At 71.0% G+C, this 25231-nt stretch carries 26 protein-coding genes and 2 pseudogenes; 16 read left to right on the top strand and 12 right to left on the bottom strand.

Going from position 1 to position 25231, the window contains the following annotated elements:
- Positions 1 to 638, top strand: a pseudogene (locus ETD83_RS42725) (superoxide dismutase); the annotation flags it as partial.
- 89 nt (positions 639 to 727) lie between these two features.
- Here ETD83_RS42725 and ETD83_RS23255 read toward each other — a convergent pair.
- The 5 genes from ETD83_RS23255 to ETD83_RS23275 form a co-directional block, all read right to left on the bottom strand.
- Positions 728 to 1492: an ATP-binding protein gene (locus ETD83_RS23255; RefSeq protein WP_138647273.1), complete on the bottom strand. Its 765-nt coding sequence runs from the start codon at positions 1490 to 1492 to the stop codon at positions 728 to 730.
- Positions 1493 to 2012: 520 nt separating this feature from the next.
- Complete coding sequence (locus tag ETD83_RS23260; RefSeq protein ID WP_131963459.1) at positions 2013 to 2210, bottom strand: DUF397 domain-containing protein; 198 nt, start codon at positions 2208 to 2210, stop codon at positions 2013 to 2015.
- Positions 2211 to 2299: 89 nt separating this feature from the next.
- The gene (locus ETD83_RS23265; protein WP_138647274.1) at positions 2300 to 3142 is read right to left on the bottom strand and encodes a helix-turn-helix domain-containing protein; all 843 of its coding nucleotides are present in this window, start codon (positions 3140 to 3142) and stop codon (positions 2300 to 2302) included.
- A gap of 90 nt (positions 3143 to 3232) precedes the next feature.
- Positions 3233 to 3451 carry a DUF397 domain-containing protein gene (locus tag ETD83_RS23270; protein ID WP_138647275.1) on the bottom strand — a complete coding sequence of 73 codons (219 nt, stop codon included), beginning with the start codon at positions 3449 to 3451 and terminating at the stop codon, positions 3233 to 3235.
- Complete coding sequence (locus ETD83_RS23275; protein ID WP_138647276.1) at positions 3448 to 4278, bottom strand: SAM-dependent methyltransferase; 831 nt, start codon at positions 4276 to 4278, stop codon at positions 3448 to 3450. The genes ETD83_RS23270 and ETD83_RS23275 overlap by 4 nt, the downstream gene beginning before the upstream one ends.
- A gap of 295 nt (positions 4279 to 4573) precedes the next feature.
- Here ETD83_RS23275 and ETD83_RS44725 point away from each other — a divergent pair.
- Positions 4574 to 4678 (top strand): annotated as a pseudogene (locus tag ETD83_RS44725) (hypothetical protein); the annotation flags it as partial.
- Positions 4679 to 4841: 163 nt separating this feature from the next.
- Here the strand turns inward: ETD83_RS44725 and ETD83_RS23285 are convergent.
- Positions 4842 to 5657 (bottom strand): SAM-dependent methyltransferase, encoded by an 816-nt coding sequence (locus ETD83_RS23285; RefSeq protein WP_230421112.1) that lies wholly within the window; start codon positions 5655 to 5657, stop codon positions 4842 to 4844.
- A gap of 138 nt (positions 5658 to 5795) precedes the next feature.
- Entirely contained in the window at positions 5796 to 6758 is a 963-nt protein-coding gene (locus ETD83_RS23290) for a helix-turn-helix domain-containing protein (protein ID WP_230421113.1), read from the bottom strand.
- Between the two features lie 354 nt (positions 6759 to 7112).
- Here ETD83_RS23290 and ETD83_RS23295 point away from each other — a divergent pair, with 354 nt between their 5' ends.
- Positions 7113 to 7943, top strand: a complete 831-nt coding sequence (locus ETD83_RS23295) for an epimerase (RefSeq protein ID WP_205717826.1) — start codon at positions 7113 to 7115, stop codon at positions 7941 to 7943.
- Positions 7889 to 8101 (top strand): DUF1731 domain-containing protein, encoded by a 213-nt coding sequence (locus ETD83_RS46060; RefSeq protein ID WP_205717827.1) that lies wholly within the window; start codon positions 7889 to 7891, stop codon positions 8099 to 8101. Before ETD83_RS23295 ends, ETD83_RS46060 begins: the two co-directional genes overlap by 55 nt.
- Here ETD83_RS46060 and ETD83_RS23300 read toward each other — a convergent pair.
- A complete protein-coding gene (locus ETD83_RS23300) occupies positions 8065 to 9768 on the bottom strand; it encodes an ABC transporter ATP-binding protein (RefSeq protein ID WP_138647278.1) in 1704 nt (567 codons plus the stop codon). The two genes, ETD83_RS46060 and ETD83_RS23300, sit on opposite strands and share 37 nt — an antisense overlap.
- The gene (locus ETD83_RS23305) at positions 9765 to 11516 is read right to left on the bottom strand and encodes an ABC transporter ATP-binding protein (protein ID WP_138647279.1); all 1752 of its coding nucleotides are present in this window, start codon (positions 11514 to 11516) and stop codon (positions 9765 to 9767) included. The genes ETD83_RS23300 and ETD83_RS23305 overlap by 4 nt, the downstream gene beginning before the upstream one ends.
- A gap of 91 nt (positions 11517 to 11607) precedes the next feature.
- On the opposite strand from ETD83_RS23305, the gene ETD83_RS23310 reads away from it, so the two are divergent.
- A complete protein-coding gene (locus tag ETD83_RS23310) occupies positions 11608 to 12369 on the top strand; it encodes a TetR/AcrR family transcriptional regulator (protein ID WP_205717828.1) in 762 nt (253 codons plus the stop codon).
- Between the two features lie 29 nt (positions 12370 to 12398).
- Here the strand turns inward: ETD83_RS23310 and ETD83_RS23315 are convergent, their stop codons facing one another.
- Positions 12399 to 12785, bottom strand: a complete 387-nt coding sequence (locus ETD83_RS23315) for a nuclear transport factor 2 family protein (protein WP_138647281.1) — start codon at positions 12783 to 12785, stop codon at positions 12399 to 12401.
- A gap of 86 nt (positions 12786 to 12871) precedes the next feature.
- Between ETD83_RS23315 and ETD83_RS23320 the strand changes: the two genes are divergently transcribed.
- The 11 genes from ETD83_RS23320 to ETD83_RS23375 all read left to right on the top strand — a co-directional run bounded on the left by ETD83_RS23320 (position 12872) and on the right by ETD83_RS23375 (position 23489).
- Positions 12872 to 13648, top strand: a complete 777-nt coding sequence (locus ETD83_RS23320; protein ID WP_138647282.1) for a helix-turn-helix domain-containing protein — start codon at positions 12872 to 12874, stop codon at positions 13646 to 13648.
- 206 nt (positions 13649 to 13854) lie between these two features.
- Complete coding sequence (locus ETD83_RS23325) at positions 13855 to 14271, top strand: nuclear transport factor 2 family protein (protein ID WP_138647291.1); 417 nt, start codon at positions 13855 to 13857, stop codon at positions 14269 to 14271.
- 63 nt (positions 14272 to 14334) lie between these two features.
- Positions 14335 to 15522: an ABC transporter substrate-binding protein gene (locus ETD83_RS43835; protein ID WP_268920486.1), complete on the top strand. Its 1188-nt coding sequence runs from the start codon at positions 14335 to 14337 to the stop codon at positions 15520 to 15522.
- An 11-nt stretch (positions 15523 to 15533) separates the two neighbouring features.
- Positions 15534 to 16430 (top strand): ABC transporter permease, encoded by an 897-nt coding sequence (locus ETD83_RS23340; protein ID WP_138647283.1) that lies wholly within the window; start codon positions 15534 to 15536, stop codon positions 16428 to 16430.
- Positions 16427 to 17362, top strand: coding sequence for an IclR family transcriptional regulator (locus ETD83_RS23345; RefSeq protein ID WP_205717832.1), 936 nt, complete (start codon positions 16427 to 16429; stop codon positions 17360 to 17362). The genes ETD83_RS23340 and ETD83_RS23345 overlap by 4 nt, the downstream gene beginning before the upstream one ends.
- Before the next feature lie 29 nt (positions 17363 to 17391).
- Complete coding sequence (locus ETD83_RS23350; RefSeq protein ID WP_138647284.1) at positions 17392 to 18594, top strand: CaiB/BaiF CoA transferase family protein; 1203 nt, start codon at positions 17392 to 17394, stop codon at positions 18592 to 18594.
- Between the two features lie 68 nt (positions 18595 to 18662).
- Entirely contained in the window at positions 18663 to 19274 is a 612-nt protein-coding gene (locus ETD83_RS23355) for a cyclase family protein (RefSeq protein WP_230421114.1), read from the top strand.
- Positions 19267 to 20727, top strand: coding sequence for an MmgE/PrpD family protein (locus ETD83_RS23360; protein ID WP_138647285.1), 1461 nt, complete (start codon positions 19267 to 19269; stop codon positions 20725 to 20727). Before ETD83_RS23355 ends, ETD83_RS23360 begins: the two co-directional genes overlap by 8 nt.
- Positions 20720 to 22183 (top strand): dihydroorotase, encoded by a 1464-nt coding sequence (locus ETD83_RS23365; RefSeq protein WP_138647286.1) that lies wholly within the window; start codon positions 20720 to 20722, stop codon positions 22181 to 22183. Before ETD83_RS23360 ends, ETD83_RS23365 begins: the two co-directional genes overlap by 8 nt.
- Complete coding sequence (locus tag ETD83_RS23370) at positions 22180 to 23004, top strand: HpcH/HpaI aldolase/citrate lyase family protein (protein WP_138647287.1); 825 nt, start codon at positions 22180 to 22182, stop codon at positions 23002 to 23004. The genes ETD83_RS23365 and ETD83_RS23370 overlap by 4 nt, the downstream gene beginning before the upstream one ends.
- Positions 23001 to 23489: an aspartate/glutamate racemase family protein gene (locus tag ETD83_RS23375; RefSeq protein ID WP_138647288.1), complete on the top strand. Its 489-nt coding sequence runs from the start codon at positions 23001 to 23003 to the stop codon at positions 23487 to 23489. Before ETD83_RS23370 ends, ETD83_RS23375 begins: the two co-directional genes overlap by 4 nt.
- A gap of 33 nt (positions 23490 to 23522) precedes the next feature.
- Here the strand turns inward: ETD83_RS23375 and ETD83_RS23380 are convergent, their stop codons facing one another.
- Entirely contained in the window at positions 23523 to 24272 is a 750-nt protein-coding gene (locus tag ETD83_RS23380) for a hypothetical protein (protein WP_138647289.1), read from the bottom strand.
- A 39-nt stretch (positions 24273 to 24311) separates the two neighbouring features.
- Positions 24312 to 25231: hydroxymethylbilane synthase (gene hemC / locus ETD83_RS23385; protein WP_205717833.1), on the bottom strand; the 920-nt coding region annotated here is incomplete at its 5' end.

The following is a 25231-nucleotide window of genomic DNA, read 5'->3' on the forward strand; positions in this document are numbered from 1 at the left end:
GGACGGGCGGGGACGCGCGGGTCATCGACACCGGGACCGGCCGGGTGCTGGCCACCTATCGGCTCGCGACCGGGCCGACGTTCGTCAACGACGTCATCCTCAGCCAGGGCGCCGCCTGGTTCACCGACTCCACCGACCCCGTGCTCTACAAGCTGCCGCTGGACGGCGGACGGCTGCCCGCCGCCGCGGTCCGGATCCCGCTCACCGGCGACCTCGTCTACCAGACCGGGCCGGGCAGCGCCGCCTTCAACGCCAACGGCATCACGCCGACCCCGGACGGCCGGGGCCTGCTCGTCGTGCAGTCGAACACCGGCGGGCTGTTCCGCGTCGACCCGGCGACCGGGGCGACCCGCCGGGCGGACCTGCACGGCGAGTCGCTGCCCGAAGGGGACGGACTGCTGCTGCACGGCCGGACGCTGTACGCGGTGCAGAACCGGTTCGACACCGTGGCCGTCCTGCGGCTGAACGAGGCGGGGACCGAGGGCCGCGTCGTCCGGCGGGTGACCGACGGCCGGTTCGACCTGCCGACGACCGTCGCGGAGTTCGGCTCCCGGCTGTACCTGCCCAACATCCGGTTCTTCAGCACGGAGCCGACCCCGCACATCTCCTACGAAGCCGTCGCCATCCCGCGCCCCTGAACAGCTTCGCCGATGGCCCGACATGACGGACGTTCGCCGTATGGCCTGACCGCCGCTCTCCATCCGCGGTCAGGCCACGCGGCCCCCTCCTAACCCGGGTCGTCCAGAGCCTCGTAGAGCCGGACGACCTGCTCGCACACCTCTGTGATGTCGGAGACGGGGAGCTTTCCGGTCTCGCCGGAGCGCGCGCACCAGCGGAACGACGCGGTCTCGCACCAGACCGTCAGGTCGCCGGGACCGGTGAGCATGCTGACGCCGAGTTCGTCCCTGCGCCGGAGGCGGTCGACGCCGCGCTGGACGAGGAGCGTCTCCAGGTTCCTCATCGCCTGCGGCTCGTCGACCCGCCCGGCGTTACGGCGGGCGTGCTCGGTGCGGGTCACGGGGAGCGCGAACCAGGTGGCCTTGCCGCGGACGGCCGGGGAGCTCAGCCGGGACCGGGTCGGATGATGCCCCCACCGCCCGTCCGCCAGAATCCGGATGATCTCCAGCCCGCGGCCGTGTTCGTGCATGTCACCGACCATCTCGCGGCGGCGGCGCCAGTGCCGGAGGGTGTCGAACGCCTTGACGACCAGCTCGTCGCGTCCGCGTTCGCCGCTCCGCTGGTACACCCACAGCTCGGCGGCGGGGAGCCCGTCGCCGGACGTGGCGTGCTGGAGCACGTTGGTCGCCAGCTCGCTGACCATGATGGCGAGGTCGTGGACGTCCTGGACGGTCAGCCCGAGCGCGGGCAGCAGTCCCTTGACCTGGGACCGCGCCACGGCGGCGATCGACTCGTCCCCCGGCAGGGGAAGGACGGCGCAGCCGCCGTCCTCCAGCCTCCAGGGAATCCCGCGCGCTGCCGCGGTCTTCGTCATGACGCCCACTCTCCGAGTTTCGCGGAGCCATCGTCGCAATTCAGACAATCGCGACATGAGCCTCCGTGGTTCGCGACTCGCTATGTGTGAATCACAGATCCAACTCTCGCACATCCCGGCGGCCGAAACCCACTACACGAGAAAGGTTCTCCCGCTGACAATGAGATGTTCACCGATACGCCCGTAGGAACCCAGAACGCTCCTGCCCGGCGTGGCCGAAACGCGTACCGGCGGTCGCGGGACGGCTCGGCGGCGGCGCTGTACCGTGGACGGCGCCTGAGAGAGGGCCGCACACATGAAGATCCCCCAGGGGTGCAGCCCTGGGGGATCCTGTGTGCGGCCCGGCTTCCGCCCCGGAGCCGGGTCGCGTCCTTCCGCCGGGGGCGATCGCCCCTCACGCGAGAATCACCAGGTCAGTGGTCGCTCCATTCGTCCGCGCTGCTCTTCCGCACGTCCGCGCCGCTCTACTGCGCGTCCGTGCCGCGCGGCCGGTGGTCCTTCTCGCGAGGGCAACGCCCGGTCAGCGGTCGTAGCGGCCGGCCCGGACGTCGTCCAGGAACGAGGCGAACACCGACCGGGGGACGACGTGCGCCCCGGCCTCCGGCGTCTTGCTGTCACGCAGCCCCGTGGCCGTCTCGAGGTCGGCGACCTCGACGCAGCCCCCGTTGCTGCTCGCGCTCGCGGTGGCCTTGAACCACCGTGCCTGAGAGAGGTTCATATCGCTTCTTCTCCTGGTAGGTCTTACTCCAGAGTCAGGCCCCGCTCCAGAGCCGGGTCGCTCCGGTGCCGGGTCTCCAGAGCCAGGTCTCACTCCAGCGTCGCGATCAGTTTCTCCAGGTGCTCCGCGGTGTCGGCGGTGCTCAAAGCCGCCGCGCGGATCTGCTCGAAGATCCGGTCATAGGCCTCCACTTTGCCGGGGGTGTCGATCTCCTGGATATCGGCGTCGTTCTCCAGGAAGACCACGGGCGGCTCGTCTCCGGGGAACCGGAAGATGTTGACCAGCGTCGACATGCCGGGGTGCAGGCCGTCCGACAGGCGGAGCAGCCGCAGCTCGACGTTCGGGCGCGCGGACGCGATCAGCAGGTGGCGGAGCTGGGCGCGGCGGTCGCCCTCGTCGCCCCACTCGTACATCAGGGACGCCTCGGTGATCAGGGCGATGAGCTGCGGGGCCGTGCCGTCGGTCCGGTCGAGGATCTGCTGGCGCCGCAGCCGCGCCCGCAGCGCCTGCTCGCGCCACTCCGCCGGCTTCGTCCCGGACGCCAGCAGGGCCTGCATGTACGGCAGCGTCTGCAGCAGCCCCGGCAGCACCAGCGGCATGATCACCCGGATGCTGGACGCGTCGCCCTCGTAACCGGGGAACTCGTTGTCGAACACGTCCGGGTACTCGCGCCACCAGGCCCGCTGCCGGGCCCGCGCCGCGAGTTCCTCCAGCTCGTCGAGGTCGCTGCCGGCGTAGATGCGCGCCAGGTCGCGGATGTCGCTGAGCTCGGGCCGCACCCAGGAGTTGGCCTCGAACCGGCCGACCTTGCCGCGGCCCCAGTTGAGCCGGTCGCACACCTGGTTGGCGGTGTAGCCCGCCTCGACGCGCAGGTCCCGCAGACGGCGTGCCAGCCCCCGCTTGGCGATGGTGGCCCCGTAAGCCTCGTTCAACGGAACCACCTCCCTTGACAGACGACCGCCATCAGCATACGCCTTCCGAATTTGTGAATCACAGATGCAGCGCCGATTCGGAACCCCGGTTCAGGACGCCGCGTTGTCGAACTCGCCCTTCTTCACCCCGTCGAGGAAGCACGCCCACTCGTTCTCGTCGAACACCGAGATGAGCCGGCCGGACGTGCGCAGCAGCGTCCATTCACCGGCGAACGCGACCTCGATCGCGCCCTCGTCGTTGCCGGAGCGCTTCCAGTCGAGGGCGTCCGGGTCGATGCCCAGCTCTTCCACGGTCGGCTTCTTCGTCATGCCGGCTTCCTCGCCACCGCACAGTATCCCCAGCGTGAGCCCTCGCTGTCGGCCGCCTCGGGGTCCTCGGCGCCCCATTCCCCGAGGTAGCAGACCTCCGCCGGCGCGCCCTCGTACGGCTGGACGATCTCCAGCCCGGCGAAGAAGCGCTCGATCTCCGCGCGCGGCCGGGGGTAGGCGCCACCGGACGACGACCTGGCGAACACCTTCTTGAGGTCCTCGATCGCCCCATCGATCTGCCGGTCGCTGGTGACGGCGGACAGGGCGAGATAGCTTCCCGGCGCCAGCCGGCTCATGTACTCCTGGATGAGGCCCCACGGGTCGTCCTCGTCCGACACGAAGTGGGTCACGGTCACCAGCAGCAGCGCCGCCGGCTCCGTGAAGTCGATCATCGCGCGGGTCTCCGCGTGCCCGAGCAGGGCGTCCGGGTCGCGGAAGTCGGCGGTGATGCACGCCGTGCCCGGGACGTCCCGCAGCAGCACCTTCGCGTGCATCTCGACCAGCGGGTCGAAGTCGGCGTACAGGATCCGCGCGTCGGGCGCGACCGCCTGCACCGCGTCATGCGTGTTGTTCCCCGTCGGCAGGCCGGCGCCGACGTCGATGAACTGCCGGACGCCGTGCTCGGCGAGCCACCGCACCGAACGCTGCAGGAACCCGCGGTTGGCCCAGGCGGTGTCCACCATGTCGGGCATGGCCTGGCGGACCTTCTCCGCCGCCTCGCGGTCGACCTTGTAGTTGGCCGTGCCGCCGAGGATGTAGTCGTAGATGCGGGCCGGGCTGGGGACGGTGATGTCCACCCCGGGAGGAGCCTGCTCGATCTCGCCCACCTGATTCGCCTCCGTTGCCGCGATTTGTGATGCACGAATTATGAAACAGCTTCCCCGCCCCGGCGATCGTTACGGCGCCGCGAGGACGAAACGTACAACCCTCCTGGACGGACGGGTCCATTCGCAGGGCGAGAGGTACGGCGGCGGCTTCCTAGCATGGCCGCGAAGCGTCGTGGCGAGCAGTTGCCGCGGTGATCGGAGGGGCCACGGTGATCGGAGGGCGTGATGAGTGGCGAGGGTGAGCTGCGGAACTTCGTCGACGGCGCGTTCACCCGCGGCGTCCGGCGGCGGCCGGATGGAGATCGTCGACCCGGTGACCGGGGAGGTCTACGCGACGGCCCCGCGATCGGGCCCGGACGACGTCGACCGGGCCTGCGCGGCGGCGGCGCGGGCGTTCGCCGGATGGCGGCGGACGACCCCCGCCGAACGGATGTCCCACCTGCTCCGCATGGCGGACGCGGCGCTGGCCGCGCATCCCGTGGCGGCGATGGTGTCGATCACCGGGAGCACGGCGGCGGGACGGGACGTCGCCCGGTCCGCGGCCGATCCGTCCCGGGCAGCGGTCAGGGTTTGCGGCCCACGGCGCAGTAGAAGTCCATGCCCCGGTCGGCGTAGAGGGTGCCGGGGTCGGGGCGCCATTGGGGCAGGGGCACCAGGCCCGGCTCCAGCAGGTCCAGGTGCTCGAAGAAGAGCTTGAGGCCCTCGGCGCTGCGCATGATGATCGGGGTGGCGCCGCTGTCGTTCCATTTCCGGGCGACCTCGTCCATCGCCGCGGTGTTGGTCTCGTTGCTGGGGCAGGCGATCGCCAGGTACGAGCCCGACGGGAACGGCTCCAGCACCCGGTTCACGATCGTGTACGCCTCGTCGGTGACGCTGAATTCGAGAATGCCGAGCAGCGTGACCAGGACCGGCTTTCCGAAGTCGAGCGTGCGGGCGGCGCCGTCCAGGATGGACTCGGGGTCGTGGAGGTTGGCGTCGATGAAGTCGGTGGCGCCCTCGGACGAGCTGTTGAGCAGCGCCCGCGCGTGCGCCAGCACGACGGGGTCGTTGTCGACGTACACGACCCGGCTCTCGGGGGCGAGGCGCTGCGCGACCTGGTGGGTGTTGTCCCTGGTGGGGATGCCGGTGCCGATGTCGAGGAACTGGCGCACGCCCTCGCCGATCACATGGCGGACGACGCGGCCGAGGAACTCGCGGTCGGCGCGCGCCCACAGGACGACCTCGGGGATCGTCGCCTCAAGCTGGTCGCCCACCTCGATGTCGGCGGGGTAGTGGTCCTTTCCGCCGAGCCAGTAGTCCCACACCCGTGCCGGGTGCGCCACGCTGGTGTCGATCTGGATCTCCGGCTCCTGGCCGGGCGCGTACGCATCACCGGTCACGACTTCGCCTCCCACAGGGTTTCGGCGGTTCGGGGTCCACGTTTCCATGGCATGTCGGTGCAGGCCCGTTCATTCTGGCCGCCCTGTCGAAAATCTGCAATCGGATCGTCCATTGCGAAAAATTGCGACCTCGACCGTTCAGTGCAGCCCGTCGAGGAGGGCCGCGAGCAGGTCGCCGGTGGCGGCCGGCGGGGACGCGTTGACCGACATCCGGTCCAGATGCCGCTTGTAGACCGACAGGTCGGCCTGCTTGTCCAGGTAGAGGGCGCTCGTCAGCTGCTCCATGTACACGATGTCCGGGAGGCTCGCCTCGGCGAACCGCAGCAGCGAGAACGGGCCCGCCATCGCCGCCATCGCGCTGCGCGCCTGCGGGACGATCTGGAGGGTGACGTCCTGCGCGCGGACCGCGTCGAGCAGCGCGGCGAGCTGGGCGCGCATGACCTCCCGGTCGGCGATGGGACGGCGCAGCGCGGCCTCGTCCACCAGCGCCCACAGCAGTGGGGGATCGGCGCGGCGGAGGATGCGCTGGCGGCGCATCAGCACGTTGACCCGGCGTTCGATCTCGGTCGCGGACGCCATCGGGTGGCCGAGCCCGAGCGCGGCGCGGGCGTACTCCTCGGTCTGCAGCAGCTCGGGGACGAACCGCGTCTCGTGGACGCGCAGCGCGGACGCCGCCTCCTCCAGCCCGATGTAGACCTCGAACCAGGGCGGCAGGATGTCGCTGTAGCTCTGCCACCAGCCGGGCCGGTTGGCCCGCTCGGCCAGTTCGAGGAGGGGTTCGCGCTCCTCCGCCGCGATCACGCCGTACAGGGTGAGCAGGTCGGCGACGTCGCGCTTCTTGAACCCGACGCGGCCCAGTTCCAGCCGGCTGATCTTGGACGCGGACGCGCGGATGGCCTCGCCGGCGTCCTTGGGCGAGATTCCGCGGCTCTCGCGCAGCCGCCTGAGCTGCCCGCCGAGCAGCATGCGCAGGACCGTGGGACCGCTGCCGCTCTGGCCGCCGGGGCCGTTCTGCCCGCCGTGGGCGCTGTGGCCACTGTTGCCGAAATCGTGCACGCGGCGATTCGTCTCCGGGTTGCCGTTCGGTTGAAGTGCGTTCACTTCCGCTCCCGTGCGCCACTCAACGGCACGTCTCGATTGCACACTGTGATGCCGACAGTAGTACTGATTGAGCCGGGTTATTACCGTCTTCGCCTTCGGTGAATGCGCCGAAGCTCGGGGCGTCGTCCGGGAGTCGGAGTTCGGGCAAAGCGGTGGCCGGGCCGCACGGGGGCCACGGCCCGGCCTGATACTTCTCATCATCCGCTTTTCAGGACGTTCTGACCAGATGGCCAGGCCATACTTCCTTCGAGAAATTTTCATATGGTGACGGCACGGGCGGCATCGAGGCCACTCTCGCTCTTTGAACGTGTTCAACTCTGGGTTAGGCTCGTCCCACGACGCGAGGGGCGGCCGATGAAGGTAGTGATTCCCGGGGGGACCGGACAGGTGGGCACGGTCCTCGACCGCGCCCTGACCGCCGCGAACCATGACGTCGTGATCCTGACCAGGAACCCGCGACGCGACCGCGAGATCCACTGGGACGGCGAGACCCTCGGCCCCTGGGCGGACGCCATCGACGGCAGCGACCTGGTGATCAACCTGGCCGGACGCAGCGTGAGCTGCCGCTACACCCCGGCCAACCTGCAAGCCATGATGGATTCGCGCGTGCGCTCCGCCCGGGTCGTGGGCGAGGCGATCGCGGCCGCCGCGCGCCCGCCCCGGGTGTGGCTGCAGATGAGCACCGCCACCATCTACGCCCACCGCTTCGACGCCCCCAACGACGAGGCGAGCGGAGTGATCGGCGGCGCGGAACCCGGCGTCCCGCGCTACTGGGCCTACAGCGTCGAGATCGCCAGGGCCTGGGAACGGGCCCAGGAGCGGGCTGCGACACCGTCCACGCGCAAGGTCGCCCTGCGCAGCGCCATGGTGATGAGCCCCGACCGCGGCGGCGTCTTCGACGTCCTGCTATGGCTCGCGCGGCTCGGACTCGGCGGCCCCGTCGCGGGCGGCGCGCAGTACGTGTCCTGGATCCACGACCGCGACTTCGTCCGCGCGATCGAGTTCCTGGCCGCGCGGGACGACCTCACCGGCCCGGTGAACCTCGCCGCTCCCGCCCCTCTGCCGCAACGGGCGTTCATGCGCGCGCTGCGCGCGGCCTGGGGCGTTCCGGTGGGCCTGCCCGCGACGGAATGGATGGCGAGATCGGAGCGCTCGCCATCCGCTCCGACACCGAGCTCCTGCTGAAGAGCCGCCGCGTCGTCCCCGGCCGCCTGCTGGACGCCGGATTCACGTTCGACCACGCGCAATGGCCGGACGCCGCCGCTGATCTCGTACGGCGAGTGCGCACCCGGCGCGCCTTTTCTGCTCAAGGGGTCAGGGAGATGTTCCAGAAGGCGGCATAGCGGCCGCTGCGGTGCAGGAGGTCGTCGTGGTCGCCCTTTTCGATGATTCGGCCGGCGTCCAGGAAGACGATGTGGTCGGCGCGCTGAATGGCGCGCATTCGGTGGGCGACCATGACCACCGTGCGTCCCGCCATCAGGCGTTCGATGCCTTCGTGGACGGCCGCCTCGTTCACCGGGTCCAGGGCGGAGGTGACCTCGTCCAGCAGGACGATGGGCGCGTTCTTCAGCAGGGCTCGTGCGATCGAGACGCGCTGGCGCTCGCCGCCTGAGAGCAGGGCGCCGCCCTCACCGACGTTCGCCGCCCATCCCCCGGGCAGGCGTTCGATGACGTCGTCCAGCCGTGCCGCGGTGGCGGCCGCCCGGACCTCGGCGTCGGAGGCGTCCGGACGGCCGAGACGCACATTCTCCTCAATGGTGCCGTCAAAGAGGTAGACGTCCTGGAAGACGATGGCGATGTGGGCCATCAGTGTCTCGGTGTCAATGGCGCGTACGTCCACGCCTCCGATGCGTACCGCACCCGCGTCAACGTCGTAGAACCGGGCCAGCAACTGCAGCAGAGTGCTTTTCCCCGCGCCTGACGGGCCGACGACGGCGAGCCGCGTGCCCTGCGGCACGGAAAGCGAGACGTCGTCGATGACCGTGCGGTCGCCGTGGTGGAAAGTGACCGAGTCGAATTCCAGGTCGTGGCGTTCCGGACGGATCGGCTCGCGGGGTTCGGGGAGTGGTTCGGTGTTCAGCACCGCGTCGAGCCTGGCCAGCTCGGAGCGGGCGCCGCGGAGCTTGCCGCCGATGTCCGACAAAGACAGCAGGGGGTCGGCGCACCGGGCGGCCAGGACGAGGATCGTCAGGACCTCCGCGGCGCCGATGTTCCCGCCGAGCGCGAGGTAGGCGCCCAAGGTCAGCAGGACGGTGAACATCGCCTGCACGGTGAGCGTCAGGCCCACCGCGCCGGGCAGCGCAGACAGGACGGTGCGGCGGGACGCGCGCCGCAGCTCGCGCAGCGAGTCGTCCAGCAGCCGGAAGCGTTCGGCGGTGCGGCCCCCGGCGCGCAGCACGGGCTGGGCCTGGAGGTATTCGATGACCCGTCCGGTGGCCTCGTGGTCGCGTTCGGTGCGCTCGGCGTCGGCGGCGGCCATGGCGCGTCCCGTCCAGAGCTGGATGGCCGCGACGGCGGGGACGGCGACCAGCGCGGCCAGCCCCAGCTGCCAGTTGAAGGCGAGCATCACGAGGACGATCGTCAGGGGCGTCACGCAGGCGGAGATGTACGGCGCCATCAGGTGCGCGATCACGGCCATCGCGTCCAGCACGCCGCGGCCGGCGAGGACGGACACCTGCCCGACGCGGCCCGGGCCGTACCAGCCGATCGGCAACCGGGCCAGATGGTCCCCGAGCCGGTGGTACATGCCGCGCAGGAGGGTCGTCCCGACGCGGAACCCGGACAGGTCGCCGGCGTAGCGCAGGACGGCGTAGACCGCGACCGCCGCCCCGAACGCGATCAGCCACGGCCAGGCGTCCTCGGGCGTGCTCCCGAACAGGGCCCGGAGCACCGGGACCAGCAGCGCGTACGACAGACCCTCGACCACGGCGGCCGTCGTCATCAAGGCCACGGTGCGGCGCACCGGGCGGGCGTATTGGTGTCCAAGGACGCGCAGCAGCATGGGAATCATCGGGACTCGCCTCCTTGCAGGACCTTGGCCTCGTCCGATCGGCGCCAGAAGGCGGCGAACCCGCCGCCCCGCGCCAGGAGTTCGGACGGCGTGCCGCGTTCGGCGATCGAGCCGTCCTGGAGCATCACGACGGTGTCGGCGTCCGCGATCGTCTCCAGGCGATGGGCGATGACGAGCACCGTCCGGTCGCCGTCCAGCGCCGCCAGGGCCCGGCGCACCGCCTGCTCGGTCTGCGGGTCGGCGAACGCGGTCGCCTCGTCCAGGACCAGGACGGGCGCGTCGGCGAGCAGCGCCCGGGCGAGCGAGATCCGCTGCGCCTCGCCGCCGGACAGCCCCGCCTCGTCCCCGATCACCGTGTCGTAGCCGCGCGGCAGCTCCAGGATCCGGTCATGGACGTTCGCCAGGCGGGCGGCGCGGACCACGTCGTCGAGGCCGGCGTGCGGCACGGCCAGCGCGATGTTGTCGGCGACCGACGCGCGCAGCAGTCGGACGTCCTGGAAGACGAACGAGACCGTCCGGTGAAGGTCGCTGCCAGCGATTTCGCGCAGGTCGACGCCGCCCAGGACGACGGCGCCGTGGGTCGGGTCGAAGAACCGCGGCAGGAGCTGGACCAGCGTCGACTTTCCGCTGCCCGACGGCCCGACGAGCGCGGTGACCGTCCCGGGTTCGAGGACCAGGTCGATCCCGCGCAGCACCTCCTGACCGGTCTCGTAGCCGAACCGGACGTCACGGAGTTCCACCCGGTGCCCCTGGGGCGGGGTCGGATTCGCGGGCTCCGGCAGCGGTTCCACGGCGAGCACGTCCCGGATCCGGCCCACGGCGCGGCGGGCGGCCTGGAGGTCGTCGAAGCCGTGGCCGAGGGCCGCGACCGGAGCGGTCAGGCCGAGCCCCAGCAGCAGGAAGGGCAGCAGGTCGGCCGGGGCCAGGCCGCCGCTCGTGATCAGGGCCGCGCCGCCGATCAGCACGACCAGCAGCACGAACGGCGGCGACAGCGCCAGCTGCATCCCCGCCGCGATCGGGGACAGGCCGCGCACCCACCGGTAGAAGGTCGCGACGAAATCGTCCACGGCCGTGAGGAAGCGGCGGTGCGCGCGGCCGGAGCCGCCGAACGCCTTGACCACCGCGATGCCCTGGACGAACTCGACGGCCGAGCTGGAGATCCGTCCCATGGCCTCGTCGAACTCCTTCTGCTCGCGCAGCCGGGCCGAGGTCATCATCAGCGGGACGAGCGCCACCGCCAGGACCACCGGTGCCAGCGTGATCAGCGTCAGCCGCCAGTCGACGGTGAACAGGTAGATGAGCGACACCAGCGGCACCACGAACGCGGCGACCAGCTCGCCGGGGGCGTGGGCGATGAACGGGTGCACCGCGGCGACGTCCTCGCCGACGACCTTCGCCAGCTCGCCGGTCCGGCGGCGGGAGAACCAGCCGATCGGGACGCGTCCCAGGCTCATGGCGAGCCGGCGGCGGAGCGAGAGCTGCACCTGGCCGTCCAGGAGGTGGCCGATGCCGGACGACGCGGCCGTGAACAGCAGCCGGACGAACAGGCCGGCCGCGCCCGCGATGACGACCGTCCAGACGTGGCCCTCATCGATCGGGCCGGGGGCCAGCAGGGTGCGTCCCAGTTCGACGACCGCCAGCAGCGGCGCCAGGCCCGCGACCGCCCCGATGACCTGAAGGATCACCACGGCCGCGAAGGTCCATGCGTAGGGGCGCAGCGGCCCCGCGATGCTCGACTTTTGGAACATGTTCCTAAAGTACAGCACGGAAGCCGGGCGTCGAAGGCCCGCGCACCCGCCGATGTCACCCGGAGGGCCCGGCGGGCAGCATGATGGGACGGTGCCAGCACCACGAGACCGCCAGCGCCCGCCCACCGCGCCGTCCGACCAGACAGCCTCGTCCGGCCGGGCCGCGTCACCGGGGCGGCCCGCGTCGTCGGGGCGGACCGGCCGGCCGCCGACGACGTCCCGCGCCGAGATCCTGGCGGCCGCCCGGCGGCTCATCGACCGCGACGGCTGGGAGGCGCTGACCATCCGCCGGCTGGCCGCCGAGACCGGCGTCGGGGCGACCACGCTGTACCACCACGTCCGGGACAAGGACGACCTGATCGTCCAGCTCGTCAACGAGCACGTCGACCAGGTCGCGCGCCCCGAGCTGCCCGCCGGCCCGCGGGACCGGATCATCGTCGCGTGGACCACGATCCACGACGCCCTCGCCGGCTGGCCGTGGGGCGCGGAGGTCCTCACGGCCGACGGCTTCCTCGCGCGCCTGGGCGATTCGGCCCTGTGGTTCGTCGAGACCATCGTGGCCGGCGCGGTCGACCACGGATGCACGCGCCTCCAAGCCGTCGACCTTTTCCGGAGCATCTGGTATTACACCGTGGGCGAAATCCTCGTCCGCGCGCACACCGTCCGGCGGAAGGACGACATCGGCGACGCCGACAGCGAATTCAGCCTCCGGGCCCTGGACGCGTCCCGCTATCCGCATCTGGCCGCCATAGGCGACCAATGGCCGGCGCGCGCCTCTCTCGATCTTTACCCCCAGGTCCTCCACATCCTGGTCGACGGACTGCTGGCCAATGCCACGAAGAAACCCCGTTAGCCCCTCCGAATAAGGGCGCCGGTGCTGATTCAGCGCCCGGCGGGTTCCCACCACTCCAGGTTGGCGGACGCCTGGGCCACCGGCTCGATGACCTCCCACGCCTCGGCGATCAGCCCGCCGTCGAACCGCCAGATATCGACGACCGCGACCTCGGGCCCGCCGTCGGGGAGCCGGCGGCGCGAATACATCATCACGTGATCACCGTCCGCCAGCACGTGCTGGACCTCGACCTCCATATCGGCGATCCTCTCCCACGCCGCGCGCACCGCGGCGAGCCATTCCGCCTTGGTGGCCGACGAATCCGGCCTGTGATGGACGAATTCGTCGCTCAGGACCATTCCCAGCGCGTCGACGTCACCCGTCTCGATCAACTCTGCCATCGCCTTTTGCACGAGGCTCTTGTTCTCGTCGCTCATGGACCCAGTGTTTCCGCCGACCGCGACGCTTGTCGATGAAATCCGACTTCATGGCGCCCGGCGCCACGATGAGTAACCTGACGTTCGTGCACACAATCGGGGAGCTGCTGCGGCAGTGGCGCCACCATCGGCGCCTGAGCCAGCTCGACCTCGCGATCGCCGCCGACGTCTCGGCCCGCCACGTCAGCCTGGTCGAGACCGGCAAGTCCAACCCGAGCGCCGAGATGGTCCTCCGCCTCGCCGACCATCTCGACGTCCCGCTGCGCGATCGCAACCGGCTCCTGCTCGCCGCCGGTTTCGCCCCCCGCTACACCGAACGGCCCCTCGAAGACGGCGCGCTCTCAGCCGCCAGGGACGCGATCGCAAGGGTGCTCCACGCGCACGAGCCCTACCCGGCGCTGGTCTTCGACCGCCACTGGAACATCGTGATGACCAACCGCGCCCTGGACCCGTTCCTCGCAGGCGTCGCCCCCGACCTCCTGGAACCGCCCGTCAACCTCGTACGCCTGGGCCTGGATCCGCGCGGGCTCGCTCCCCTGGTCGTCAACCTGGCCGACGTCCGCGCGGTCTTCCGCTCCCGGATCACCCGCCAGCTGGCCACCGCCCCCGACCCCGGCCTGACCGCCCTGTACGAGGAACTGCTGAGCCCCGCCCCCGGGGACGCGACGGGCCGGCCGGTCGGATCCGACGTCCTGATCCCGATGATCATCCGCTTCCAGGGTCGTGAGCTGCGGCTCTTCTCGACCATCACCGCCTTCGGCACCCCGCTGGACATCACCCTGGACGAGGTGGCGATCGAGTCCTACTACCCGGCCGACGCCGAGACCGCCGCCTACTTCACCACCGCGTCCGGTCACGCGTAAGCACCTGGAAGCACCCGGAAGCACACGCCCCCGGCACCGGCTCGCACCGGCCCGTTCTGGGGCGTTCCGCGCTGCTCAGCTGCGGTGGAACGGTCCGAAATTTGCGTTTCGAACTATTGACTCCCCGCTGAACGTGAACTTATCGTTCCGGCAACACGAACGACGTATCGCTGAGCCGAACGAAAGGGGGGCGATCCGTGGGCAGTATGAGCCCGGGGGCGGCGACCGCTCTCGTCGACAGGTACCTGCAGCTGTGCGAGGACCGCAAACTGGACGAAGCGGGCGCACTCCTCGCCCCGGGCGCGCGGCTGGTGTTCCCCGGGGACCGGGTGTACACCACGCTCACGGAGATGGCCGCCGGGTCGGCCGCCCGGCACCGCTGGGTCCGGAAGGAGCGGGAGCGCTACTTCGAGGGCGTCGCGGACGGCGGCGCGGCGACCGTCACCTCGCTCGGCACCCTCTACGGCGAGGACCCGGCCGGACGCCCCTTCTCGGGCGTCCGGTACGCGGACGTGTTCGTCCTGCGCGACGGGCTGATCGTCGAGCAGCACGTCTACAACGACCTCGCGGTCGCCGGCATCGGAGCGGCGCCGGCGGCGGAGGACCCCGGGACGCCCGCCTAGGGGCGCGCCCCGGCAGAGACCCATGTCAACCCTCGGACAGAGACCCATGCCACCCCGCCCGACATCACCGCGGCCGACGTGGGCTCCATCCTGGCCGCCAAGGAGAAGGGCGTGCCGATCAGGGCGATCGGCGGGCTCGTGCAGAACTGGCCGTGGCGGATCGCGGTGAAGCCGGGCAGCCCGATCAGGTCGGGGACCGACCTCAAGGGCAAGAAGATCGGCGTGATCAGCCTCGCGTCCGGCTCGGCCCCCTACGCCAAGGCGTTCGCCAAGGACGCGGGCCTGGACGGGGAGAAGGACATCGACCTGCTGCCGGTCGGCATCGGCACCCCGGCCGCGTCCGCGCTGAACACCGGCAAGGTGGACGCGCTGGCGCTCTACACCGCGCCGTACGCGGCGATCGAGAACTCCGGCACCAAGCTCCGGTATCTCCCGAACTCCGCCGCCTTCCAGGGCATCCGGTCGCTCACCTTCGCGGCGCGCGAGGACACGATCAAGAAGAAGAAGGACGCGCTGACCCGCTATCTGCGGGCGGCCTACCAGGGGCTTCTGTTCTCCTCCGTCCAGCCGGAGGGCGCGATGCAGGTCGGGTTCAAGACGTTCCCGGCGATGCTGTCCGGCCAGTCGGCCGAGCAGCGGCTGGCCGGCGACACGAAGGTGCTGCGGAGCTTCGTCGACAGCGCGACCCCGGCCCAGGGCGAGCCGGCGTCGTTCACCGGGATGGTCTTCCAGGCGGCCACCCTGTTCCCGTGGCGGACGATCCTGCAGAACGTCATGGTCCCGGTCCAGGTGCAGCGGCTGAACGCCCGCGAGTACCGGGGGCGCGCCGAGGACCTGCTGCGGATGGTCGGCCTGGAGGACTTCGCCGGCAAGTACCCGCACGAGCTGAGCGGCGGCATGCAGCAGCGGGCGGGCATCTGCCGGGCGCTGGTGCACAACCCGGCGGTGCTCCTCATGGACGAGCCGTTCGGCGCCCTGGACGCGATGACCCGCGAGTACATGAACGTCGAGCTGCTGCGGATCTGGCGGGAGAGCGGCCAGACCATCGTGTTCGTCACGCACTCGATCTCCGAGGCGGTCTTCCTGTCCGACCGGGTCGTCGTGCTCAGCCCCCGGCCGGGCCGGATCGCCGAGATCGTCGACATCGACCTAGGCCGTCCGCGCGATCTCGGGATCGTGTCCTCGGACGCGGCGGGCGTCTACGTCAAGCGGATCCGCGAGCACTTCAGCGCCTCCGGCGTCATCGACTGACGGGGTCCCTCATGGCATCGACACAGAAAACGCAGAAGCAGAACACGTCCGAGCAGGGCACGTCCACGCAGAAGACGGCCACGGGCACGGGGGCCGCCGCGCGGGCGGGCGAGTCGCGGCGGCGGGTGCTCGATCCGCGGGAGCGGCCGGAGATCCTGCTGGTCCCGGCGGTCTTCGCGATCGTGATGCTCGGCGGGGAGTTCCTTGCCACGCCGCTCGGGATCGACGAGTACACCCTGCCGCGGCCGTCGCAGATCTACGAGGCGCTCGAAGGCCAGCTCACCGACGGCCAGTTCTGGGGGCACCTGCGCGTGACCCTCCAGGAGGCGCTGTTCGGGTACGCGATCGGCGTCGGCGCGGCGATGCTGCTCGGCACGCTGATCTCGCAGGTCCGGCTGGTCGAGCGGACCCTCATGCCGTACATCGTGGCGTTCCAGACCGTCCCGAAGGTGGCGCTGGCGCCGCTGTTCGTCGTCTGGTTCGGCTTCGGCATCAGCAGCAAGATCGTGATGGCCGCGGTCATCTCGTTCTTCCCGATGCTGGTCAACGTCGTCGAGGGGCTGCGCTCCGCGGACGCCGACCGGATCCAGATGCTCACCGTGTTCGGCGCCGGACGCTTCCAGATCTTCCGCATGGTGCGGCTGCCCACCGCGGTGCCGTTCATCTTCGCCGGGCTCGACATCGGGATCGTGTTCGCGATCCTCGGCGCGGTCGTCGGCGAGTTCATCGGCGCCAAGGAGGGGCTGGGCTACCTTCTCCTGCAGAGCAACTTCAACTTCGACATCGCCGGCATGTTCGCGGTCCTGGTGGTGCTCTCCGTGCTCGGGCTCATCGCGCACTTCCTCATCCGGCTCGCCCAGCGGCGCGTGGCGTTCTGGGCCGAGGAGAACAGGGTGATCGGGGCGTGACGGACGCGAACGTCCCGGCCGAGGAACCCATGACGACCAACGACCCCGACCCCGATCCCGGCATCGGCACCGACACGGACACGGACACCGATATCCGGATGGACCAGGCGGAGGAGAACGGCTCGGGCTCCAAGGGCCCGGCGCGCTCGGGCATCGCCCGGGCCCTCGCCGTGATCGACGCCATCGCCCGCTCGCCGCAGGCCCAGGGCGTCTCGATGATCGCCCGGGAGACCGGCCTGTCCAAGGCGGTCGCCCACCGGATCCTGCGCGAGCTGGTCAACGGCCGGTTCCTGCGCTTCGACGAGACGACGAAGGTCTACCGGCTCGGGCCCGGCGCGCTGGGCATCGGGCTTGCCGCGATGCGCGAGCTGGACGTCCCGGCCATCGCGCACCGCCACCTCGTCGCGCTGTCGGAGCGCACCGGGGAGACGACCACGCTCTCGCTGCGCCAGGGCTGGTCGCGGGTGTACGTCGACCAGGTGCTGTCGTCGCACGAGATCCGCATGTCGGTCGCGCTCGGCTCCAGCCATCCGCTGCACGCGGGGTCGTCGTCCAAGGCGATCCTGGCGGCGCTGCCCGACGGCGAGGTGGACGACTATGTCGCGCACCACAGGCTCGACAGCGTCACCGACGCCACCATCACCTCGGCGGGGGCGCTGCGCGAGGAGATCGGCCGGATCCGGGCGCTGGGCTACGCGGTCAGCTCCGGGGAGCGCCAGTCGGGCGCGGCGAGCGTCGCGGCGCCGATCTACGGCGCGGCCGGGCAGCCGATCGGGTCGATCTCGGTGTGCGGGCTGCAGGACATGTTCACCCGCAGCCGCAGCAGGTCGCTCGGCGACCAGGTGATCGCGGCGGCCGCCGCGATCTCCGCCGACCTGGGCCGCCGCCCGCCCGGCAGCACGGCTCCCGCCGCCGCACCGCCGCGGCACTGATCGTGTCCAGATTTCACTTGGGGGAATGAATGCAGGACGGTCCACTGCAGGGCCTGCGGGTCATCGACGCCTCGACGATCCTCGCCGGGCCGCTGTGCGCGCAGATCCTCGGCGACTTCGGCGCGGACGTCGTGAAGATCGAGCACCCGGTCACCGGCGACGGCATGCGCGGGCACGGCAGGTCCAAGGACGGCACGCCGATCTGGTGGAAGGAGATCTCGCGCAACAAGCGGGCGCTGGCGCTCAGCCTCTCCGCCCCCGAGGGCGCCGAGATCCTGCTCAGGCTGGCCGCGCGGTCGGACGTCCTGATCGAGAACTTCCGCCCGGGGACGCTGGAGCGCTGGGGCATCGGCCCGGACCGGCTGCACGAGGCCAACCCGAGCCTGATCATCGTCCGGGTCACCGGCTTCGGGCAGCGCGGCCCGTATGCCGGACGTGCCGGGTTCGGCACCCTCGCCGAGTCGATGAGCGGGTTCGCGTACATGACCGGCGAGGCGGACGGGCCGCCCACGCTGCCCGCGTTCGGGCTCGCCGACAGCCTCTGCGGGATCGCGGCCTCGTCCGCGACGGCGATGGCGCTGTGGCACCGCGACCGCGACCCGGAGCGGCGCGGCCAGGTCATCGACCTGAGCCTGCTGGAGCCGCTGATGACGGCGGTCGGCCCGGCGCCGACCGTGTACGACCAGCTCGGCGTGGTCGAGGAGCGGCACGGCAACCGGTCGACCAACAACGCGCCGCGCAACACCTACCGGACGGCGGACGGCCACTGGCTCGCGGTGTCGACCAGCGCGCAGCGGATCGCCGAGCGGGTGCTGCGCCTCGTCGGCCACCCCGAGGTGGTCGAGGAGCCGTGGTTCGCGACGGGCCACGGCCGCGCGGCGCACGCGGACCTGCTCGACAAGTTCGTCGGCGGCTGGATCGCCGGACGCACCCGCGAGGACGTCATCGAGGAGTTCACCGCCGCGGGGGCCGCCATCGCCCCCGTCTACAGCGCGGCGGACATCGTCGACGATCCGCACATCCGGGAGACGGAGATGCTGACCAGCGTCCCCGACCCGGACTTCGGGCCGATGCTGATGCACAACGTCATGTGGCGGATGTCGCGAACGCCGGGCCGGATCCGCTTCACCGGACGCGCGCTCGGCGCCGACACCGACGCGCTGCTCGTCGACGAGCTCGGCCTCGACCCGGCGGAGGTCGCGAGCCTGCGCGAGCGCCGGATCGTGACCTGACCCCCGGCCGGATCGTGACCTGACCCCGACCGCCCGAACCCTCAAGGAATCCGGAGACAAGGCCCGCAGTGACCTCTCAACCAGCGACCGGACACCCCGACCTCCTCCTGGCGGCCGTGCGCGCCGGGGTGACCGTCTACGACCTCGCCCGCCCGATGTCCATCGGGATGCCGCAGTCGCCGAACCATCCCGCCTACTGGCACACGCTGCCGCGGCGGCACGGCGACCGGACGCGTCCCGACGGGGGCTCGGCCGCCAACGACATGATCGTCACGGGCACCCACGTCGGCGCGGGCGACGTCGTGCTCGTCCGCAGCGGCTGGGGGCGGCTCTTCACCGACCCCGACCGCGACGCCTACATCGGCGCGAAGTCCGGCGTGCCGGGCGTGGCCGAGGCGGGCGCCCGCTGGCTGGCCGGGCGCGGTGTGCACGCCGCCGGCGCGGACACCATCGCCTTCGAATGCCTGCCGCCAGGCCAGGGCCACAGCGTGCTGCCCGCGCACCGCGTGCTGCTGGTCGAGTCTGGGATCTACATCATCGAGACGCTCGACCTCGAAGAGATCGCGCGCGCGGGCGTCCACGAGTTCACCTTCGTCCTGGCGCCACTACCGCTGGTAGGCGCGACCGGCTCTCCTGCGCGCCCCCTCGCCCTTGTCTCATTGGAGCGTTCCGATGGCTGAGCGGGAGCTGCCGAGCGAGCCGGAACTGGCACGCGAACTCGCGGAATTCGCCGCCGCGACATCGTTCGCGACACTGCCGGACGACGTCGTCGACAGCGTCCGCAAGCGCGTCCTCGACGTGATCGGGCTGTGCGTGGCGGCGCACCGGCTACCGACGAGCGCGGCCGTCCTGGAGTACGTCCAGGATCAGGGCGGACGCCCGCAGGCGCACGCGATCGGCGGCGGCGCGGCCGTGCCCGCACCCCTGGCGGCGCTGGCCAACGGCGTGCTGGCGCACTCCCTCGACTACGACGACACGCACCTGCCGTCCGTGCTGCACCCGAGCGCCTCGGTGGTGCCCGCCGCGCTGGCCGCGGGCGAGCGCGCGGGCGCGTCCGGCCGCGGCACGATCCGCGCGATAGCGGTCGGGCTGGAGGTCTGCGTCCGGCTGGGCATGGCCGGATACGACGCGCGGGCGGGCAACTCGACCTTCTTCGAGCACGGCCAGCACGCCACGTCGATCTGCGGCGCGCTCGGCGGCGCGGTCGCCGCGGGCCTGCAGCTCGGCCTGGACGGCGACGGCCTGCTGGACGCCCTGGGCGTCGCCGCGTCGATGGCGTCCGGGCTCATCGAGGCCAACCGGACCGGCGGCACCGTGAAACGCCTGCACTGCGGATGGGCCGCGCATTCCGCGGTCACCGCGGCCGAACTGGTCGGCCGCGGCTTCACCGGGCCGCCGACGGTCCTGGAGGGACGCTTCGGCTTCTTCCAGGCGTTCCTGCGCGGCGAGTACGAGCCGAAGGAGATCACCGAGGGCCTCGGCTCCGACTGGGCCGTCCCGGGGATCTTCTTCAAGCCCTACCCCGCGAACCATTTCACCCACGCCGCCGTCGACACCGCCATCGCGCTGCGCGAGCAGGGCCTCGCGGCCGACCGCGTCGCGTCGCTGACGCTCGGCGTCCCCGCCCCGGTGATCCGCTCGATCGGCCGGCCGATCGAGCTGAAGCGCGCCCCCGAGACCGGCTACCAGGCGCAGTTCTCCGGCCCGTACGCGGTCGTCGCCGGGCTGCTCGGCGGCGGCGGGCTCGGCGTCGGGCTCGGCGACTACACCGACGAGCTGGCCCGGGACCCCTACCGGCGGGCGCTGATGGCCAAGGTGGACGTGGTGGCCGACGACCGCGCGACGGAGATCTTCCCCATGCAGTTCCCCGCCGTCCTCACCGCCCGCGACGTCGACGGCCGCGAATGGCGGCACGAGGTGCCCGTCAACCGGGGCGGTCCCGACCGTCCCGTCAGCGACGCGGAGCTGGAGTTGAAGTTCCGCGACAACACCCGCGGCCGGCTGTCCGCGGACGCCGCCGCCGGCACCGCCCGCCGCGTGCGCGGGCTCGCCGACCTGGCGGGCGTCGGCGACCTGCTCCGCCCCCTCGCGGATTTCCAGGACCGGGACACGAAGGAAGAGACCCATGGCTGAATACGATCTGCTGGTCAAGGACGTCAAGGTCGTCACGCACGAGCAGGACGACCCGTTCGAGGCGGACATCGCCGTCCGCGACGGCCGGATCGCCCGCGTGGCACCCGGCATCGACGCGGCGGACGCCGCCCAGGTGGTCGACGGGCGGGGCCGTCCGGCCTTCCCGGGCGTGGTCGACGCGCACCAGCACTGGGGCATCTACAGCCCGCTGGCGGAGGACACGGTCACCGAGAGCCGCGCGTCCGCGCAGGGCGGCGTCACCACCGCGCTCACCTACATGCGGACGGGGCAGTACTACCTGAACAAGGGCGGTCCGTACGCCGACTTCTTCCCCGAGGTCCTGGACGCGTCCGCCGGACGCTCGCACATCGACTACGCCTTCCACCTGGCGCCGATGTCGTCCGGTCACATCACCGAGATCCCGGACCTGATCGAGCGTTTCGGTGTCCCGTCCTTCAAGATCTTCATGTTCTACGGCGGCCATGGGCTGCACGGCCGCTCGTCCGACCAGAGCTCGTTCCTGATGACCCCGAAGGGCGAGCGGTACGACTACGCGCACTTCGAGTTCGTGATGCGCGGCGTCCAGGCGGCAAGGGAGCGGTTCCCGGACCTCGCCGACGAGATCTCCCTGTCGCTGCACTGCGAGACCGCGGAGATCATGACCGCCTGCACGAAGCTGGTCGAGGAGGCGGGCGACCTCACCGGCCTGGCCGCCTACCACGCGTCCCGTCCGCCGCACTCCGAGGGCCTCGCCATCTCGATCGCGTCCTACCTGGCGCACGAGACGGGCCTGCCCAACATCAACCTGCTGCACCTTTCCTCGGCCAAGGCCATGGACGCGGCCGTCCGGATGGCCGGGGCGTTCCCGCACGTCAACTTCCGCCGCGAGGTCACGATCGGGCACCTGCTCGCCGACATCGACACCGCGCACGGCACAGGCGGCAAGGTCAACCCGCCCCTGCGCCCACGCGACGACGTCGAGGCGCTCTGGCGGCACGTCGCCGAAGGCACCGTCGACTGGGTCGTCAGCGACCACGCCTGCTGCCGCGACGAGACCAAGTTCGGCGAGCCCCGCGACGATGTGTTCCTGGCCAAGTCGGGCTTCGGCGGCGCCGAGTACCTGCTCGCCGGGATGCTCACCGAGGGCCGCAGGCGCGACCTGCCGCTCGGCCGGATCGCCGCCCTGACCTCGTGGAACCCCGCCCAGCGGTACGGCCTGCGCGGCAAGGGCGCGATCAAGGAGGGCCTGGACGCCGACTTCTGCCTCGTCGACCCGGACAAGACCTGGACCGTCCGGGCCGAGGACTCCGAGTCCGCGCAGGAATACACGCCGTTCGAGGGTTTCGAGCTGACCGCCCAGGCAACCGACACTTTCGTGCGCGGACACCAGGTGCTCGACGCGGGAAAGATCGTGGGCGGCCCCGTCGGGAAGTACGTCCACCGGCCGGTGCGATGAGATCGGCCCTCTACGTCCCGGGCGACCGGCCGGAGAAACTGGCCGGCGCCCTGACCCGCGGCGCCGACGCACTGATCGCCGACCTGGAGGACGCGGTGGCCCCCGGCGCCAAGCCCACCGCCCGCCGCACCGTGGCCGCCTGGCTGACCACCCTCCCGCAGGACGCCCCAGAGATCTGGATCAGAATCAACCCAGGGGAAGCGGGCCACGAGGACCTACGCGCCCTAGAACCCGTCCTGCCCACAGTCGCCGGCATATGCGTCGCCAAGACGGAAACACCGGCCGACCTAGCGACCATCGACAAACTCCTAGGCCCGGCGAAGGCCGCACTCTGCCCGGTCCTGGAAAGCGCAGCCGCGGTCCTGGGCGCCCAGGAGATCGCCCGGGCGCCCCGGGTCGTCCGGCTGCAACTGGGCGAGGCCGACCTGTGCGCGGACATCGGCGTCGACCCCGGCGCCGACGAACGCGAGTTGCTCTGGCCCCGCTCGCAGATCGTCCTGGCCTCGGCCGCCGCCGGAATCGACCCGCCGCTGGGCCCCGTCAGCACCGACTTCCGCGACCTGGACCGCCTGGCCGAATCGACCCACGCACTCCGCCGCCTCGGCTTCCAGGGCCGGGCCTGCATCCACCCGGCACAGCTCCCCGTGGTCAACGAGGTGTTCACGCCATCACCCGACGAACTCGCCCGGGCCCGCGCACTGGTGGCGCGGTTCGAGGCAGCGGGGTCGGGCGTCGTCCAGGACGAGTCGGGCCGCATGGTCGACGAGGCCGTGATCCGCCGCGCCCGCCGCACCCTGGCCCAGGGAAAGGTGACCCGTTGAGCCGGATCTGGTTCCAGAAGCACACGGTCGTCGGCCGCAACCCCTGGCTGGACGAGGGCTACGAACAGCACGCCCGCGACGTCCTGGGCGACCGCGCGGACGTGGAGTTCCACGCCCTGCCCGCCGAGGTGTACGAGACGAAGATGCCCGCCGACCACGTGAGATACGGCCAGCTGGAAGTCTTCTTCTCCTGGTACTTCGCCGAACGCGCTGTCGAGGCCGAACGCCGGGGCTACTCGGCCTACGTGATCGGCACCAGCCAGGACACGGGCCTCGCCGCCGCGCGCTCACTGGTCTCGATCCCGGTAGTCGGCTACGGCCAAGCGACCTTCGACTTCCTCCGCACCCAGGGCCTCCGCTTCGGCATCATCGGTTTCGTCCCAGCCCTGGAAGAGGCACTGCGCCACAACCAGACCCACTACGGCTGCGCCGAGGAGGTAGACCGCCTACGCACCCTCTTCGCCCCGGCAATCACCCGCCCCTGAGCGCCCCACACCGCCGCCCCGCCGGCCGACGTGTCAGGAGTCGCGCCCGAACGCGGCGGCGACTCGTTCGGCGATCGGCAGGTCCGTCTCGCAGTGCGAACAGGTCGCCGTACCGAACATGTGCAGGAGCTGGCGCGCGACGGTGTGGCGCTCGTCCCGGACCGCGGTCTGGTAGAGGGTGCCGGGCGCTCCACTCAGCTCGCCGGGATCGGCCGGCCGCAACGGTGTCGTGATCACGTCATCTTCGATGGCGTAGTCCTGATGGGTGGCAAAGGAGTCGCGGTCGCCCAGCACAACGAACAGATCGGCCGCACAGGACGGGCAGCTGATCTCGTATTCCTCGGTGACCAGATTCTCCAGATGCGAATCCCACACGTCGACGCCTTCAAAGGCCATCAACGCCTGAAGCAGGTAAACATAAGTGGAGGTGTCTTCGGAGGCCGCGAGCGTCCGGAGCGTGTCGTCGGTAAGGTCGCGCAGCATCGAGATCTCCGCCGAGTACCGCTCCCGGACGTCGAACACCTGGTGGTACCGCTCGTCGGCCCCCAAGATCGCTCCCGCCAGCAACAGCGGCTCGACCCTCTCCTCAGCCGCCCATCGGGCCGCGAGCTCACTCAGATACGGCAGCGCCGCCAAACTGGCCGGAAAAACAGCGCCCTGCGGGCACAACCGAGCCCACAGCCGCTCCCAAAGCTCCGAAGAATCGGGCGTGAGCCGACCAAGAAGACCAGGAATGGAAGCCGCCGACCCCTCAGCATCCTGCAACCCAGACCAGTCCGTCATAGGCAGATCAAACCAGACCTGGAAGCCCCAGCGGCACCCTCAGTGCGGAATGCCGTCGATCAGGTCGCGCGCACCTTTGCGAAGCAGATCACTCGCCACATATGCGCCCAAGTCCCCGCCCTTGTCCGGCGGCGACAACTCATGTGAGTGCACGAACACCGACCCGTCACGGGCGAACACCATCCCACTCAAGCTAAGCTGCCCGTCCCGCTCCACCCGAGCATGCCCCGCAATCGGGCTGTTGCAATGCCCCTGCAGCCCATGCAACATCGCCCGCTCCGCACTCACGCACCGCCGGGTGTCCCTGTGGTCCACCAACCGCACCAGTTCCACAATGTGGGAGTCGGCCCGGCGGCAGTCCACCGCCAGCACCCCCGCCCCCACGGCCGGGACGATGTCCAGCACCTCGCCCGCCCGCTCGATACCGAGCCGCGCCAGACTCGCCCGCGCCAACACGATCGCGTCGAACCCTTCCCCCGAGTCCAGCCGTCCCAGCCGGGAGTTGACGTTGCCGCGCAGATACTCCACCCGCAGATCAGACCGAATCTGCCCAAGCTGCGCCCGACGCCGGACCGCCGAGGTCCCCACCCTCGCCCCCGGCCGCAAATCCGCCAGACACTGAACCTCACCCTCCATCGGGAACAACATCACATCAGCGGTGTCATCACGCTCGACGTACGCGGCGAACACCAGCCCCTCCGGACGCGGCACATCACCCGGCACGTCCTTGAGGCAGTGCACCGCGATATCCACCCGCCCCGCCAGCAGCGCCCGGTCGATCTCCCGCATGAACGCACCCTTGCCGCCCAGCTCACCCAGATACCCCCGATGCCGATCCCCGGCCGTCTGAATCCCGACCACTTCAACCCGCACACCGGCCAGCTCCTCCAGCCGCGCGGCAACCCCACGCGCCTGCACCAACGCCAACGGCGACGTACGCGTCCCCAACCGAACAACCC

This window comes from Actinomadura soli (genome assembly GCF_005889715.1).
Lineage (GTDB): Bacteria > Actinomycetota > Actinomycetes > Streptosporangiales > Streptosporangiaceae > Spirillospora > Spirillospora soli.